Source organism: Paucidesulfovibrio gracilis DSM 16080 (assembly GCF_900167125.1).
Lineage (GTDB): Bacteria > Desulfobacterota > Desulfovibrionia > Desulfovibrionales > Desulfovibrionaceae > Paucidesulfovibrio > Paucidesulfovibrio gracilis.
Genome location: NZ_FUYC01000012.1, coordinates 13,025 through 26,994, shown reverse-complemented (window position 1 = coordinate 26,994; position 13,970 = coordinate 13,025). Strand labels below are relative to the sequence as shown.

Sequence of the window (13,970 nt, the reverse complement as noted above, 5' to 3'; positions counted from 1 at the left end):
GGGGTGCGACCATTCCGAGCGGCGTCAGCCGCGAGTAGGGAACGGTCTTTGGGAAGGGGAGCTTGAGGGGAACCCCCTTTCTGCAAAAAGGGGTACCCCTCGAAATCATCGGCCACCGAGAAGGAAGAGAGGGCAAGTGCGGGGATTAACTATCCGGGCCAAATTGATTTTGGCGCTTAGTTTGATTTTGCTCACGGCGTTTGTGGTATTGAGCGTGGTGAACTATCAGACGTCTCGCAAGTCCGTGCGGCACGAGATCATGACCTCGTCGTTGCCGCTCATTCGTGAGAACATCTATTCTGCGATTCACGGCAGCCTGATTCAGCCTATTTTGGTTTCCAGCACCATGGCCAACGATGCGTTTTTGCGAACCTGGGCCAGGGACGGGGAGCGGGACCAGCAAGCGATCGTCCAGTATTTGCAGGATATTCGTGACAGGTATGATTTTTTTTCCGTGTTTTTTGTTTCTGACAAGACGAACCGCTATTATCATTACGAAGGGGTGCAAAAGCGCATCAGTCCTGAAGACGACCACGACGTCTGGTACTACAAATTTTTGGGTACGGGCCTGGATTACCAGCTCGACGTGGACACGGACGAGGTTACGGGCGGCATCCTGACCATTTTCATGAACCACCGGCTTGAGGATTACGACGGGCGTCTTTTGGGCGTTACGGGCGTTGGTGTCCGCATGGACCATGTGGCGGAACTGTTGCGCGAGACGCAGGAAAAGTATGACCGCCGGGTGTACATGGTGGATGGACGCGGGCTGGTGCAGGCCCATTCAAATTTGTCCCTGGTGGAGCGGATGAATATTCGTGAAACCGAAGGGATTCGTTCCATTGCCGACGAGATTCTTTCCAATCAGGGGGCGCCGCGCAACTATGAATATGACAGTTCGCATGGGCGGGTGCTGCTTACGGCCAGTTATGTGCCGGAGCTGGATTGGTTCTTGTTGGTTGAACAGGATGAAGACGCGGTGCTTTCCACAGTGCGGGGCAACCTTGCCCGGACGCTGGGCGGCGGCCTGTTGGCGACGATTTTGGTGATCCTGGTCAGTGTCTTTGCGGTGGATCATTTTCAAAAGCGGCTGGAGCGTATGGCCGTGACCGACGAACTGACCGGGGTGGCGAACCGGCGTCGGCTGGACGAGCAGTTTGAACAGGCCCGGGCCAGGCATGAAAGGGACGGTACGTCTTTTTCCATCATGTTGATTGATCTGGACGGGTTCAAACTTGTGAACGACCGTTCAGGCCATCTGGAGGGCGATCGGGTTTTGTGCTCGGTGGCAAAGCTGATCAGCAAGTATATCCGGCCCATGGATCTGGTGGCACGCTGGGGCGGCGACGAGTTTATGGTCTTGGCCGAGAGCGGGCTGAAGCAAACCGGAGGCATGGCCGAGCGCATTCGCAGTGCCGTGGAGCGCGCCCAGCTTCAGGGAGCCGACGGCAGCACGTTGACGCTCAGTGCCGGGGTTGCGGAATATCGGGATGGCGATACCCTGGACAGCTTGACCTGCAGGGCGGATGACGCGTTATATTTGGTTAAAAACTCCGGACGAAACGCCGTGGGCCTGGCACGTAGTGACAAGGCGGACCAAGCCGGGGATGCCGGGGGCGGCGCGGCGGATGCCGGTCAGAATAAAAATATAGAATAAGTCTTTACCAAAAAGTTTTTCTTGTGATAGACTGGTAGAAACCAGTGCAGGACGAGTGGCCTGTCCGAGTTTTGTTTTTAGGGTTTCTTGCCGGTTGTCCCGAACGCGGCGAAAACAGACCCAAAAGCATAAGGCCATAGCCATTCCTCCATTCCTTTAGAAAGGGCGCGTCAACTCCTCGCGCCCTTTCTTGCGTTTGAAGCAAAAATATAGATGCGGTGGGCCTGCTGGTGTGGTAGGGATGTTGTGTGGGAGTGTCTATCCTACCAGGAGGGCGAACATGCGAGGGATTTTGTTAGGCTTGGCATTGGTTGTGCTGCTGGTCGGTACTTCGTGGGCCGGGCAGCGGTATTCGGTGCGGGCCAGTGTGGCCCATGGCTCCGGGGCGATCCATGCGAAACTTGTTCCCGGGGAGTTTGAGGTGCCTGCGGGCAAGACAGCCATGAACCTGAAATGCTTCCGCACCGATCCCGCATCGGGGTGGACTTCGGACAAGTTGTGCAGCGTGTATTCCGTGACCCAGGGCGTGGATATGAAGGACGCCAACGGCAATCCGCTGACCCAGCTTCCGCCCGGAGTGTATCGGTTCGCGGTGGGCGGCAAGCCCGGAGCGTACGGCACGTTTTCGTATGAATTGGTCCCCTGAGCAAGGGGACGCACCCAAAAGGAAACTGCCCCGGGCTTTGTGGTCCGGGGCGGTTTTTTTTATCAGGGTGTCCTGTTTTGCTCCGCATTGCTAGGCTAAAGAAGCCCGGGCAGCCAGAGCGAGAGCGCCGGGACATACGTGACAAGAAGCACCACCACCGCCAAAATTGCCAGAAACGGCAGCGAGGCGCGGCAGGTGTGCAGGATGGGCTGCTTGAAGCGGTAGCTGGCAATGAACAGGTTCAGGCCCACAGGCGGCGTACAGTAGCCGATTTCCATGTTGGCCAGGAAGATGACGCCCAGGTGAACGGGATGCACGCCATACCCCGCGGCGATGGGCAGCAGCAGGGGAACCACCAGCACAGTGGCGGAAAAGATATCCAGCACAGCACCCAGCATGAGCAGAAACAGGTTCAGCGCCATGAGGAACGACCATTTGCTGGTGAACCAGCCCTGCACAAACTCAAACAGACGTTGCGGAATTTCCCGGTCGATGAGCAGGTTGGTGGATGCCTGGGAAACGGCCAGAATGATGAGGATGCCGCCCACCAGGGTCATGCTCCGGCGCATGACTCTGCCCAGTTCCCGCCAGGGAACGTCGCGGTAGATGAGCACTTCCACCACCAGCACATAGGCGGCGGTAACAGCCGCGGCCTCGCCCAGGGCGAACCAGCCGGAATAGATCCCCCCCAGCACGATGACCGGCAACGGCAGCTCCCAAATGGCTTTTCGTGCGGCGCGGAGCAGGGGACCGGCCTGGAACGGAGTGAGTTCGAGGCGGCTTTTCCATCCCTGGCGAACGCACCACAGAGCCAGGAGCAGAATCATCAATGCGCCGGGTACGATGCCGGCGAGAAAGAGATTGTTGATGTCTTCCCGGGCGATGATGCCGAACAGGATTAAGGGAATGGCCGGGGGGAAAAGCAGGCCCAGGCTGCCCGATGTGGTCACCAGCCCCAGGCTGAACCGCTCGGGGTAGCCCTCCCGCGTCAGGGACGGGTAGAGCAGGGCGCCCAGGGCGATGATGGTCACGCCGGAAGCGCCGGTCAGCGCGGTAAACGCGGCGCACACGAGCAGTGTCACGATGCCGAGTCCCCCGGGCATCCAGCCGAGGAGGGCGCGGGAAACGCCCACCAGCCGTTCCGAGGTATTGGCCCGGGCCATGAGTTCCCCGGCAAAGGTGAAGAGCGGAATGGAAACGAGTACGGGCGTATCCACCAGACGGTGGATTTCCATGGCCACCAGGGAGGCATCCAGGCCGTCGGCCATGAACCCCAGAATGGCCGTGGCCGCGATAAGGGCGAACAAGGGGGTACCCATGAGGGCGAACAGGCCAAGGACGATTTTGCCGATCATGGGCGGACTCCCGTGACATGGCCGCGCAGGAGTTGCAGCCCGAGGCGTGTTCCGGCCAGCAGATAGCGCAGGCCCATGACCGCAAAGGCCAGGGGCATGATCAGGGCAAAGGGCCAGGACGGCACGCCCTGCATGGCTTCCATGCCGTATTCCATTTCATCCAGCAGAAACAGGACCGAGGAATGTGCCAGGGCCGCGCAGACCAGCCCCGTGAACAGCCAGGCCAGGGTACGGCTCAGCGCGGTGAGTCGCGGGGGCAGAAAGTGGTTGAGCACGTCGATGGAGAGGTGGTTTTGGTCCCGGGCCGCCACCATGGCGCCAAGCAAGGCGATCCAGAGCACGAGCCGCCGCAGCAGCGGATCAATCCAAACCAGTCCGGTCTGGGCCGCGTTGCGTAAAAAAATTTGCAGCACGGCCAGGGTGATCATGCCGGTCAGCGCCAGCACCAGGGCGCTGGTTTCCAGGCCGAGCAGCCAGCGCACCACGGCCGGATCCCGGCGTTGGGGCGGCTCTACAGTAACGAGCGGCGGTTGCGGCGCGGCCGGATTGGTTGGATCGGGAATGTCCACAGCGCGCTCCTACCCGGCGTCGCGCACGGCGTTGCGCACGGTTTCCAGCAGTTTCGCATCCAGCTCCCCGATGTCGCGGTAGTGGTCCACGAGTTTGCGGGCTTCGGCCGCAAAGTGCTCCCGGCCTTCCGGGGTCACGCTTACCAGCTGCACGCCCTGGGCCAGCAGCACCTGCATGGCCTCGTTGTTTTCCGTGCGTACCTGCTTGTCCACCTGGTCCATGTGCCGGGTGAACACTTCCTGCACGGTTTGGCGATCCTCGGCCGAGAGGCGCTTGAAGGCGCGGTCGGAAAAGGCCAGGGTTCCGTAGGCGTAGAGAAGCGGTTCGTCCGTGATCCGGCTGATGCGCGTGAACCATTGCAGAGCCAGGGCGGCCACGGGCGAGGATACCACGGTGTCGATCACGCCGGTCTGCAATCCCGTGAGCACGTCAGGCAAGGGCAGGGGAATGGGTGTCACGCCAAAGGCGCTGAACATGTCCTGGCCCATGCGGGAACCCTCGGGCAGCCAGGGTTTGGTTTTGGTCATGTCCTGGGGGCTGGTCACGGGGACGTTGCCCATGATGTGGATGAAGCCCACTTCGATCAGCCCGGTACAGTAGAGGTGATGCTTGTGCATGCGGTCCAGGAGCTGCTGCTCCACGGCGGCGCGCGCGGCGTCGGCCTGGGCCGGGGTGGTCACAAGCATGGGCAGGCCCAGTACGGAGAAGTTGAAGTCCAGGTGGGCCAGGGAACCGGCACCCAGGGTGGCGGCATGGAGCTGGCCTGCGCGCAGTTTGCGCATGACCTGGGCATCCGACCCCATCACGCCGCCGGAGTAGATTTTGACGTTCACGCGTCCCTGCGTGGCGGTTTCCACTTCATCGGCGGCCGCGCGCAGGGCGTTGGTGGCGGTGGCACCGTCCGGTGCCAGGGTGGCGACCTTCAGGGTGAACGCGGAGGCAGGGCCGCAAAGCAGACCCAGGACCAAGCCGACAACGGCGTAGGAAAGGAGGCGATGTTTCATGGTGTTTCCCTTATGGAGCGGATCCGTAGAGCGGACCCGGGCAGGTTGGATCGGACGATGCGCGGACCGAAAGTGCCGGACCGCTCGGACCGCTAAAAATATTCATCGGCCTCGGCCTGGAGCTGGGCGGCTTGCTGCTTGGCCAGGGCATTTTGCAGGGTCAGCTCGGGCACGGCGTCCACCGGGGCGTCGAGCACTTCCTGAAGCAGCTTGTCATGCAGTTCGCGGTTTCGCAGGGGGCGGGCGTAGTTCTTGGCGTAGGTGACCATGGTGAGCAGGTCGGCGCGGTGGGAAATTTCCAGGGCGCGTTCAAAGTGTTCGCGGGCAAGTTCGGGTTTGCCGCCATACGCAGGCGGGAGCAGGGTGTAGAGCACGCCCATGAGGGCGTGCGGCGCGCCGTGGGCGTGGGTTTCATCCAGCTCAAGCAGCCGCTCGGCCAGTGCCTGGAGTTTGGGTACGTCCGCAATGTCCGCCCAGGAGCCGGGCCGGGCCTTGATGTAGGCACCCCAGGCCGTGATGGCGGCATGCAGGTATTTTACGTCATCCCGGTCCAGATCTGCCGCAACGGTCCCGAATTCCGCGGCGGGCTTGTCCCAAAGCCGGGCGAATTCGTCACTGCGTTCGGCCAGGGCGCGAATGGCGTAATCCTTGGCCTTGGCAGTCATGATCCGGGCGCGGTCGGGCTGGTCATCCAGGGTAAAGGCCACGGCATAGGCCGTGAGCAGGGTGGAGGCGGAGGTCAGGGTGTCCTCGTCCTGCGGCGAACCTTGAACCAAGGCGTCCATGAACAGGAGATACGAGGGAATGCCCTGGCGCACGGTCTCTAAATCTTGTTGTTTTTTGATGGAAAGGGCCAGATTGTCCATGACCGGACCCGTGGCCGAACGCATGAGCGCGCCGCAGCCCGAAAGCGTGAGTCCGCTCAAGACAAGGATTACGGTCAAAAAGGCAAGTCGACGATGTTTCATGACCCTCTCGTTGCACGTGTTTGCGAATGGGGGATATAGCAAAAAAAAACAGTGGGTGGAACCGCTTTGAAGTGAGTTGTGGATTTCTTGCCATTTCCGCATGTTGTGAGTAGCCTATGGGGATGACGAAAAGTGTGCAAAACAAAGAAATGGCGGGGACCGCGCCGGACACGGCAGAAAATACGGCCCTGGAAGAGCTTGACCAAAACGTGCGCCAATTGGCCCAGGACATGGACGGGCAGTGCAAGCGCTGCAAAATGTGCGAAAAGGAATGCCCGCTGCTTAAGCGATGGGGCATGCCCGGCGATTTTGCCCGCGCCTTGCTCTCCGGGGAATTGGACCCGGCCCGGGCCGGGGATGCGGCCTTTGAATGCACCTTGTGCGGTCTGTGTACCCAGCTTTGCCCGGTGCGGGGCTTGCAGCCCCATGCCCTGTTTCAGGCATTGCGGGAGCAGGCTGCCGCGCGCGAACCGGAGCGTTTGCACCCCTATGCGCGTCTTTTGCGGCACGAACGCGTGGGCCTGAGCCGGACGTTTTCCTTTTTTGGTATTCCCAAGGGGGCGCGCCGTGTTTTTTTTCCGGGATGCGCCCTGCCCGCCGCCCGTCCGGAAACCACCTGGCGCACCCTGGAACGGCTGTGCGAGCTGGACCCGGACACCGGGTTCGTGCTGCATTGCTGCGCCAAATCGTCGCTCATGCTGGGACAGCAGGATGTTTTCCAGGCCAACGGCCGCGATCTGCTGGAGCGGTTGGAGCGCGCCGGGATAGAGGAACTCCTTGTGGCCTGTCCCGATTGTTACAGCGCCCTGACCCGGTTTGCATCCTCGCTGACCATCCGTACCGTGTACGATGTGCTGGCCGAGGTGGATCCCGAACCCGGACCCGGGCTGGAACGGATCAAGACCGCGGTGCATGATCCCTGCGTGCTGCGGGGTGAAAAAAACGTGCACCAGGATGTGCGGACCCTGCTCTGGAACCACGGCTGTTCCGTGTCGGAAATGCGCCACGCCCACCACAAGGCCTTGTGTTGCGGGAGGGGCGGCGGCCTGGCCGAGGCCCGGCCCGAGCTGGCGGACGAATGGCTGCGCACCCGGCTGGACGAGGCCAAGGGCCGCGATCTGGCCGTGTATTGCGCCGGATGCCTGCAACGGCTGGCTCCGCATGCTCCCACGCGGCATGTGCTGGACATTCTGCTGGACGGCGCTCAAGCTGAGTCAGCCCGGCCCGTGGGCGTGCTTGAGGGCTATCTCAACCGGTTGCGCCTGAAGCGCTGCGCCGCCCGGAAGTACGCCTGATGCAAAATGCCGGTTGTTGCTCCCGAAAATATTCCCCACCACGCGCAAGTAAGGTACGATAGGGCCATGCATGAGCGATCCCGTTCCGAACCATTTCTTCCCGATATGCTGACCGGCGGGTTGGTGGCCGCGCCGCTGCTGCTGGCCTATGTGGTGCTGCCGTTGTTGGACATGGGTTCGACCCTGGGCTGGATTCCGTCCATGGAGTTGACCGCGTTTCAGGGCTGGCCGTGGTTGGCGCTCTCCGGCGGCGGATTGGTCGTGGCTTTGGCCACCGGAAAAACAGTGCCTGAGCGTGGGCGCTCCGTGCGGACTTTGCTGGCGCTGCTGGCTGGAGCGGCCTTGGCCCTGGGCGCGTTGTTTTTGATGATGCCCCGGGTTCAGGGACCGTTTTTCTCCAGGGAGCGGTTTTGGCTCACGCTGCTGCCCCAACTGGCGCCGCTGGCGTATCTGTTTTTGGCCGGGTTGTGGCTGCACACCTTTGGAGCGCCCGGCCGACGCTGGTTCCATACCCTGGGGGCGGTGCTCGGCGCTCTTGTCCTGGCAGAAACAGTGCGCAGCGGCATGGCTCCGGGATTGTCCCTTTCCAGTGGCGTCTTGCTGGACCCGGAAGGCCGCGCGGTGCGGGCTTTTTTGCTTGCCGTGGCGTTGCTGGTCCCGCTGGATGCGCAAAGCCGGGTTCGAACCAACCCGGATGCGCGGGAACTGCTGATTGTTGCCGGCCTGCTGGCCTGCCATGTGGCCTCGGCCCTGGTCGTGGCCGGTGCCGCGTACCTGTTGCTCGGCCGTCGAAATCTGGGGGCGCGGCTCGGCGTGGCCCTGGCCTGCGTCATGGTCGTGGTCTTGCCGTTGCAGAGCGGATCAGTAAACGCGCTCGGCGAACGCGTGCAAATGTACATGACCTGGCTCGCCGGGGTGGAGGCGTTTTCTTCGGATCCATCGGCCCTGCTCACCGGTTTTGGCCCGGGACCACTGGATTTGCAGCTGCCTGAGTCCACGGCCGTGCTCCTGGGCATGCCGGACATGCGCTTTACCCTGCCGCCGCAGGCCATCCCTTCCTTTTGGATGCGGATGACCCTGGTTTGGGGGGCGCTGCCGGGACTGCTTTTGTTGCTCACCGGGGTGGGGCTGACCGCGCTGGCTTCGGGCCGCGCCGTGGCCGCGCTCATGACCCTGGCCATGGGCATGGGGTTGGTTTCTCCATTGCTGTATAGTGGCTCCGTGGCCATGGTGCTTTGTCTTGCCGCAGGGCATGCATGGCGAGCCGCCCGCGACGCAACATCCGACCAAAACGCCGACCAAAACGCCGAGCATCAGGGCGACGAATCGGGAAAGACCGTGGAGTCCCCGGCACAATCGCCCTTGCCGGACGAAACAGAATCAAATCAATCCACGCAATAGCCGCGTGTTGGGATTTTTCGACGCTGCAAGCCCCGACAGGCGCGCCAGCGAACGGTTTTCCGGCTTGCCAAGCCGCGCCCCGCATCGTACTACCGCTGCATGTCCGAAACCTATCCTCTGTTGATCACCTGCCCCAAGGGGCTGTCTCCCTGGCTGGCCAAGGAAATTCAGGAACTGGGCCTGCCCGTGGAACGGGAACTTCCCCTGGGTGTACAGACCCGGGGTAGCCTGCGCGAGGCCATGCGCCTGAATCTCCACTTGCGAATCGGGCATCGCGTGCTCCTGGAACTGAAATATTTCAACGCGCCCAACGCGGCCATGCTTCATGCCAGGGCCGTGAAAATTCCCTGGGAGGAGTGGATTCCTTCGGATGGGTACGTGACGGTGCATGCCAGCGTAAGCGCCAGAGGACGTGAGCATTCCGGCCACGCCGCCCTCAAGGTCAAGGACGCGGTGGTGGATCGCATCCGCAAACGCACGGGCCGTCGGCCCGATGCCGGACCCGAACAACGCGGGGCCGCCGTGTTTCTCCACTGGCAGGGCGACCGGGCCACCGTGTATCTCGATACCTCGGGCGAACCGCTCTCCAAACGGGGCTACCGCCTACAACCGCACAAGGCGCCGCTCCAGGAAACCCTGGCCGCCGCCATTGTCGTGGCTTCCGGATATCGGGACGGGCATTTCGTGAATCCCATGTGCGGCAGCGGTTCCCTGGCCTGCGAAGCCGCACTTCTGGCCTGCAACGTCGCCCCTGGATTGTTGCGGGAGCGCTTCGCCTTCATGGGATTGCTCGGGTACGATGCCTGCTTGTTCAACCGATTGCGTGAGCAGGCCGAAGCAGCCCGGCGCCACGCCCCCAAGGGCCGCATCGTGGTGACGGATCATGATCCCGCAGCTGTGGAAGCGGCCCGGGCCAACGCACAGCGGGCCGGAATGGAAAAATATATGGAATTCGCGGTCTGCGATTTTCAGGAAACCACGGTCCCCTCTGTTTCGTCCGAACTCCCCGGCACCATCTTGCTCAACCCGGAATACGGCATGCGCCTGGGCGAGGAAGAAGCCCTGGCCGAGACCTACGCCGCCATTGGGGATTTTTTCAAGCAGCATTGCCCCGGATACACGGGCGGCGTGTTCACGGGCAATCCCGTATTGAGCAAGCGCGTGGGGCTGAAGACCCGCCGCCGCATCCCGTTTTTCAATGCCAAGATCGAATGCCGTCTCCTGCTGTACGAACTGTATTCCGGGAGCCGCAAAGGGAGCTGACATGGCCTTTTGGTCCGCCATCGCCCGTTATGTTGCCGTGGAAAAACTCAAGACCATGGGGCAGGAAACCCTGCGTCATGGTCAGCAGGTCTTTGCCCGGGAACTGGCCCAGGGAAAGGATCAAAAACAGGCCGCGAAAATCGCGGCCAAGGCCATGGCCGAACATGCGGCCGGCCGTACCAGGCATCTGAGCCGCTGGGCCGGTCGTGCCGGAGAACTTGCCCGCTCCAAGGCCGGGGACATGGCCCGCACCGTGCGCGCCCGTCTGCGTCGAAAATAACACGTCCCCACCCCGGCCCTGCCGCGCTTCACTTGACATCCCCCATACGAAGCGACATCAAAATGTAATGCGCCCCGCCGTACGGAATGGCGCGTCCACAACCCCGGGGGGAATCATGAGCCGTAAGGTCAAGTCCGTTCGTGTGCCTAAAGAACTCGAAACCATCGATCTGTCGGGCGTCATTCGGGAATGCGAAGCCTATCTGCGTGACCTGGAATCCGCGACATTGCTCAAGGCCCAGGGAAACCGCGACGCCGCCGAAGCCCTGATCAAAACCCGGGAACGCGACCTGGGAAAACGCATCGGCATGATGGTCTACAAAGCCCGCGTGGAATACGGCCGCAGCCGTGGAGAAAAAGAGTGAAAGCAAAAGCCGCATCCCAATCCGCCGTGATCATGAGCCACATCGCCCTGCCCGAGGACGCCAACCCGTCCGGGAATCTTCACGGCGGCGTGATCCTCAAGCATGTGGATACCGCCGGGGGCGTCGTGGCCATGCGCCACGCCCGCGCCAACGTGGTCACCGCCTCGTTTGAACGCATGGATTTTCTCCTGCCCGCCTATGTGGGCGAATTGCTGACCATCAAGGCCAGCCTCAACTATGTTGGACACACCAGCATGGAAGTGGGCGTGCGTGTGGAAGCTGAAAATCCCATTACCGGGGAAGTGCGGCACACCAATTCCGCTTACGTCACCTACGTGGCCCTGGATGAAAACGGCAAACCCCGGTCCGTGCCGCCCCTGGATCTGGACTCCGATACGGCCCGCCGACGGTGGACCGAAGCCGAAAACCGACGCAAAATGCGGGAAGATATTCTCGCGGCGGAAAGCCGCTAAAAAAGGAAAAGCATGCCTTTGGCAACCAGGAGGCCCGCAGCCCCTGGACTCCTGTTTCCCGGTCTCGTGCTGCGCACGGCCGGGGGCCGATAAAAGTCTTTGGAAAGGGGGTCCGGGGGAAGAACCTTTCTTCAGAAAGGTTTTCCCCTGGTGCTTTTTCCTCCATCAATTCCGCCGAAAGAGGAGCGTATGTCTCTGGTACCCGCCTTATATATTGTGGCCACCCCGTTGGGAAACACGGGTGATCTGTCGCCGCGTGCGGCCGGTGTGTTGACGGACGCGGATCTGGTTTTGGCCGAGGACACCCGGCGAACCGGGGCGCTGTTTGTTCGTTTGGGCATTGCCCGGCGTGACGGTTTGGGGTTTACGAGCTTTCACGAGCACAACGAGGAGCGTCGCACGCCTGCGGTGGTGGAGCGATTGCAGGCCGGGGAGAGTGTGGCGCTGGTTTCGGACGCGGGCACTCCGTTGTTGTCGGATCCGGGGTATCGTTTGGTGCGGGCCTGCCGCGAGGCCGGGGTACCCGTGCATCCCGTACCCGGACCGAGCGCGCCGCTGGCCGCGTTGTCCGCGTGTGGATTGCCGCCGTATCCGTTCACGTTTTTGGGGTTTCCGCCGCGCAAGTCGGGCCAGGCCGAAACATTTTTTTCCGCGCACCGGGACACGGGCGCCACGCTGGTCTTTTTTGAACGCAAATCGCGTTTGCTGGAGAGCTTGCAGGCGGCGCACGCGGCCTTGGGTGACCGGGAATTTTGTATTGCCCGGGAGCTGACCAAGGATTTTGAGGAATTCGTGTTCGGGCGATTGGGTGATCTGTCTTTGCTGGAGGTGGAGCTTCGGGGGGAGTTCACGGTGGTGGTGGCCCCGCCCGACGCGCAGGGCCGCACGGCCGAGTCCGAGGTTTTGCGGATATTGGATGAGGAACAGGCGCTGGGTGGCAAACCCAAGGACGTGGCGCGGCGTGTTGCCGGGCGTGTCACTGGCTGGACACCCAAGCAGGTCTATGCCATGCAGACCGCCTCGTGAACAGCGCATTTTCAAGGAGAGGCGGCATGTGTGAATCGGTGCGGCATGGTGGGGATGTGCCGCTGGATCTTGAAGAGCTGGTGGCCCGGGCGTGCTCGGGTGAGCCGCTGGATGCGGATTGGTTGCGCGCAGTGGCGGCCTGGCCCGGGGAGCGGGTCGGGGAACTGGCCCGTGCCGCGGAACAGGTGCGCGCCTATTGGTTTGGATCGTCAGTGGGGTTTTGCGGCATCGTCAATGCGCGGTCCGGGGCATGCTCCGAAGACTGCGCGTTTTGCGCCCAATCCGCGCACCATCATGGTGATGCGCCGCAGCATGGTTTTCTCCCGTTGCAGGCCATCCGTGAGGCGGCGGAAAGGCTCCGGCAGGCCGGTGCCACGCGGTTTTCCCTGGTGACCAGCGGCAAACGACTTTCAGATGAAGATTTTGCGCGACTGCTGGACGCGGTGCACGTGGTTTCGGCGTTGGGCCTGCGTGCGGACTGTTCGCCCGGGATACTGGACCGAGCGCGACTCATGGCCTTTCGGGATGCCGGGGGCGGAGCGTACCATCACAATCTGGAAACCGGCCGCAGCTTTTTCCCGCGCATTTGCAGCACGCATGCGTATGCCGAGGATGTCCGGGCCGTGCGCGAGGCCGTGGAACTGGGACTGGAGGTCTGTTCGGGCGGGATTTTTGGTCTGGGCGAATCCTGGGAGGATCGCCTGGAGCTGGCTTTGGAGTTGCGGGAGCTGGGCGTCTGTTCGGTGCCGATCAATTTTTTGCATCCCGTGGCGGGAACGCCTCTGGAGGACCGGCCCGTGCTGACGAAAGGCGAGGCCGTGAAGATCGTGGCCTTGTTCCGTTTCGCCCTTCCGGACCGGCATGTACGGCTCTGCGGAGGGCGGCACGACGTGCTGGGTCCGCAGGATCGCGGCTTGGCGTTCAAATGCGGAGCGAGCGGGGTGATGATAGGGGATTATCTGACGTTGCAGGGGCGTGATGCGGAAACGGACGCGGCGTTGGCTCGTCGGGCCGGACGGGTTCCGGACGTTGCCGGGCCGCATGTCAACGGCGCAATGCGAACCATGGAGGAATTATGAGCCGGATGGCTTTGGGGGATTTGCACAAATTGGTCTGGACCGCATTGTTGGCGGCCATGATTGCGGCGGGCGCCTATCTGATCGTACCCATCGGCCCGGTGCCGGTATCCATGCAGGTGTTGTTCATTACCCTGGCCGGTCTGGTGCTCGGGCCGAGACGCGGCATGGCGTGTTTTCTGCTGTATCTGGCCGTGGGTGCGGCGGGTCTGCCGGTGTTTGCGGGCGGGGCTTCGGGCGTGGGCGTGCTCATGGGACCGACGGCCGGATATCTGTACGGCTTTGTGGTCATGATCGGCATCGTTGGTCTGGCCACGGGCGGCCGGAGCCGGATGGTCTCATTTGTTCGCGGCTTTTTGTTCGGGGTGTTGGGGCTTGGCGCGGCCTACCTGGGCGGTGTGGGCTGGCTGATGTATTCGTTGGAAATGTCCCTGCACAAAGCCATGGCCGTGGGGTTTTATCCCTTTATTCTCTGGGATCTGCTCAAGATCGTGTTTGCAACGGCTTGCTATCGGATTCTTGTTCGGTATAGCATCCTGCGCTAGCAGGCTGGTTCACAGCCGGGCGGTGATGGTTTTGCGGCCGGGGAGCC

General features: G+C 62.2%; 15 protein-coding genes. 11 read left to right on the top strand and 4 right to left on the bottom strand.

The genetic code is table 11. The features are described from left to right. Positions 1-136 precede the first annotated feature (136 nt). Both B5D49_RS11070 and B5D49_RS11065 read left to right on the top strand, forming a co-directional pair. Positions 137-1,657 (top strand): sensor domain-containing diguanylate cyclase, encoded by a 1,521-nt coding sequence (locus B5D49_RS11070; RefSeq protein WP_234990708.1) that lies wholly within the window; start codon positions 137-139, stop codon positions 1,655-1,657. Between the two features lie 280 nt (positions 1,658-1,937). Further along, positions 1,938-2,303 carry a hypothetical protein gene (locus B5D49_RS11065; protein WP_078717765.1) on the top strand — a complete coding sequence of 122 codons (366 nt, stop codon included), beginning with the start codon at positions 1,938-1,940 and terminating at the stop codon, positions 2,301-2,303. A gap of 95 nt (positions 2,304-2,398) precedes the next feature. Here the strand turns inward: B5D49_RS11065 and B5D49_RS11060 are convergent, their stop codons facing one another. The 4 genes from B5D49_RS11060 to B5D49_RS11045 all read right to left on the bottom strand — a co-directional run bounded on the left by B5D49_RS11060 (position 2,399) and on the right by B5D49_RS11045 (position 6,200). Beyond that, the gene (locus B5D49_RS11060; RefSeq protein ID WP_078717764.1) at positions 2,399-3,658 is read right to left on the bottom strand and encodes a TRAP transporter large permease; all 1,260 of its coding nucleotides are present in this window, start codon (positions 3,656-3,658) and stop codon (positions 2,399-2,401) included. Next, on the bottom strand, positions 3,655-4,227 hold the full coding sequence (locus tag B5D49_RS11055) for a TRAP transporter small permease (RefSeq protein ID WP_200806798.1): 573 nt from the start codon (positions 4,225-4,227) through the stop codon (positions 3,655-3,657). Before B5D49_RS11055 ends, B5D49_RS11060 begins: the two co-directional genes overlap by 4 nt. 9 nt (positions 4,228-4,236) lie before the next feature. Further along, the gene (dctP, locus tag B5D49_RS11050) at positions 4,237-5,232 is read right to left on the bottom strand and encodes a TRAP transporter substrate-binding protein DctP (protein ID WP_078717763.1); all 996 of its coding nucleotides are present in this window, start codon (positions 5,230-5,232) and stop codon (positions 4,237-4,239) included. 92 nt (positions 5,233-5,324) lie between these two features. Continuing rightward, positions 5,325-6,200: a TRAP transporter TatT component family protein gene (locus B5D49_RS11045; RefSeq protein ID WP_159447212.1), complete on the bottom strand. Its 876-nt coding sequence runs from the start codon at positions 6,198-6,200 to the stop codon at positions 5,325-5,327. Between the two features lie 134 nt (positions 6,201-6,334). Here B5D49_RS11045 and B5D49_RS11040 point away from each other — a divergent pair, with 134 nt between their 5' ends. From B5D49_RS11040 to B5D49_RS11000, 9 genes are all read left to right on the top strand, one after another. Beyond that, positions 6,335-7,495 (top strand): (Fe-S)-binding protein, encoded by a 1,161-nt coding sequence (locus B5D49_RS11040; RefSeq protein WP_159447211.1) that lies wholly within the window; start codon positions 6,335-6,337, stop codon positions 7,493-7,495. A gap of 66 nt (positions 7,496-7,561) precedes the next feature. Then, positions 7,562-8,896: a hypothetical protein gene (locus B5D49_RS11035; protein WP_078717760.1), complete on the top strand. Its 1,335-nt coding sequence runs from the start codon at positions 7,562-7,564 to the stop codon at positions 8,894-8,896. 99 nt (positions 8,897-8,995) lie between these two features. After that, positions 8,996-10,159: a THUMP domain-containing class I SAM-dependent RNA methyltransferase gene (locus tag B5D49_RS11030; RefSeq protein WP_078717759.1), complete on the top strand. Its 1,164-nt coding sequence runs from the start codon at positions 8,996-8,998 to the stop codon at positions 10,157-10,159. 1 nt (position 10,160) lies between these two features. Next, a complete protein-coding gene (locus tag B5D49_RS11025; protein WP_078717758.1) occupies positions 10,161-10,439 on the top strand; it encodes a hypothetical protein in 279 nt (92 codons plus the stop codon). A gap of 115 nt (positions 10,440-10,554) precedes the next feature. Next, a complete protein-coding gene (locus B5D49_RS11020; RefSeq protein WP_078717757.1) occupies positions 10,555-10,803 on the top strand; it encodes a hypothetical protein in 249 nt (82 codons plus the stop codon). Next, on the top strand, positions 10,800-11,276 hold the full coding sequence (locus B5D49_RS11015; RefSeq protein WP_234990706.1) for an acyl-CoA thioesterase: 477 nt from the start codon (positions 10,800-10,802) through the stop codon (positions 11,274-11,276). Before B5D49_RS11020 ends, B5D49_RS11015 begins: the two co-directional genes overlap by 4 nt. A gap of 189 nt (positions 11,277-11,465) precedes the next feature. Then, the gene (gene rsmI / locus B5D49_RS11010) at positions 11,466-12,302 is read left to right on the top strand and encodes a 16S rRNA (cytidine(1402)-2'-O)-methyltransferase (RefSeq protein ID WP_078717756.1); all 837 of its coding nucleotides are present in this window, start codon (positions 11,466-11,468) and stop codon (positions 12,300-12,302) included. Between the two features lie 26 nt (positions 12,303-12,328). Then, positions 12,329-13,381 (top strand): biotin synthase BioB, encoded by a 1,053-nt coding sequence (bioB, locus tag B5D49_RS11005; RefSeq protein WP_078717755.1) that lies wholly within the window; start codon positions 12,329-12,331, stop codon positions 13,379-13,381. After that, the gene (locus B5D49_RS11000; protein ID WP_078717754.1) at positions 13,378-13,923 is read left to right on the top strand and encodes a biotin transporter BioY; all 546 of its coding nucleotides are present in this window, start codon (positions 13,378-13,380) and stop codon (positions 13,921-13,923) included. The genes bioB and B5D49_RS11000 overlap by 4 nt, the downstream gene beginning before the upstream one ends. Positions 13,924-13,970: the final 47 nt, after the last annotated feature.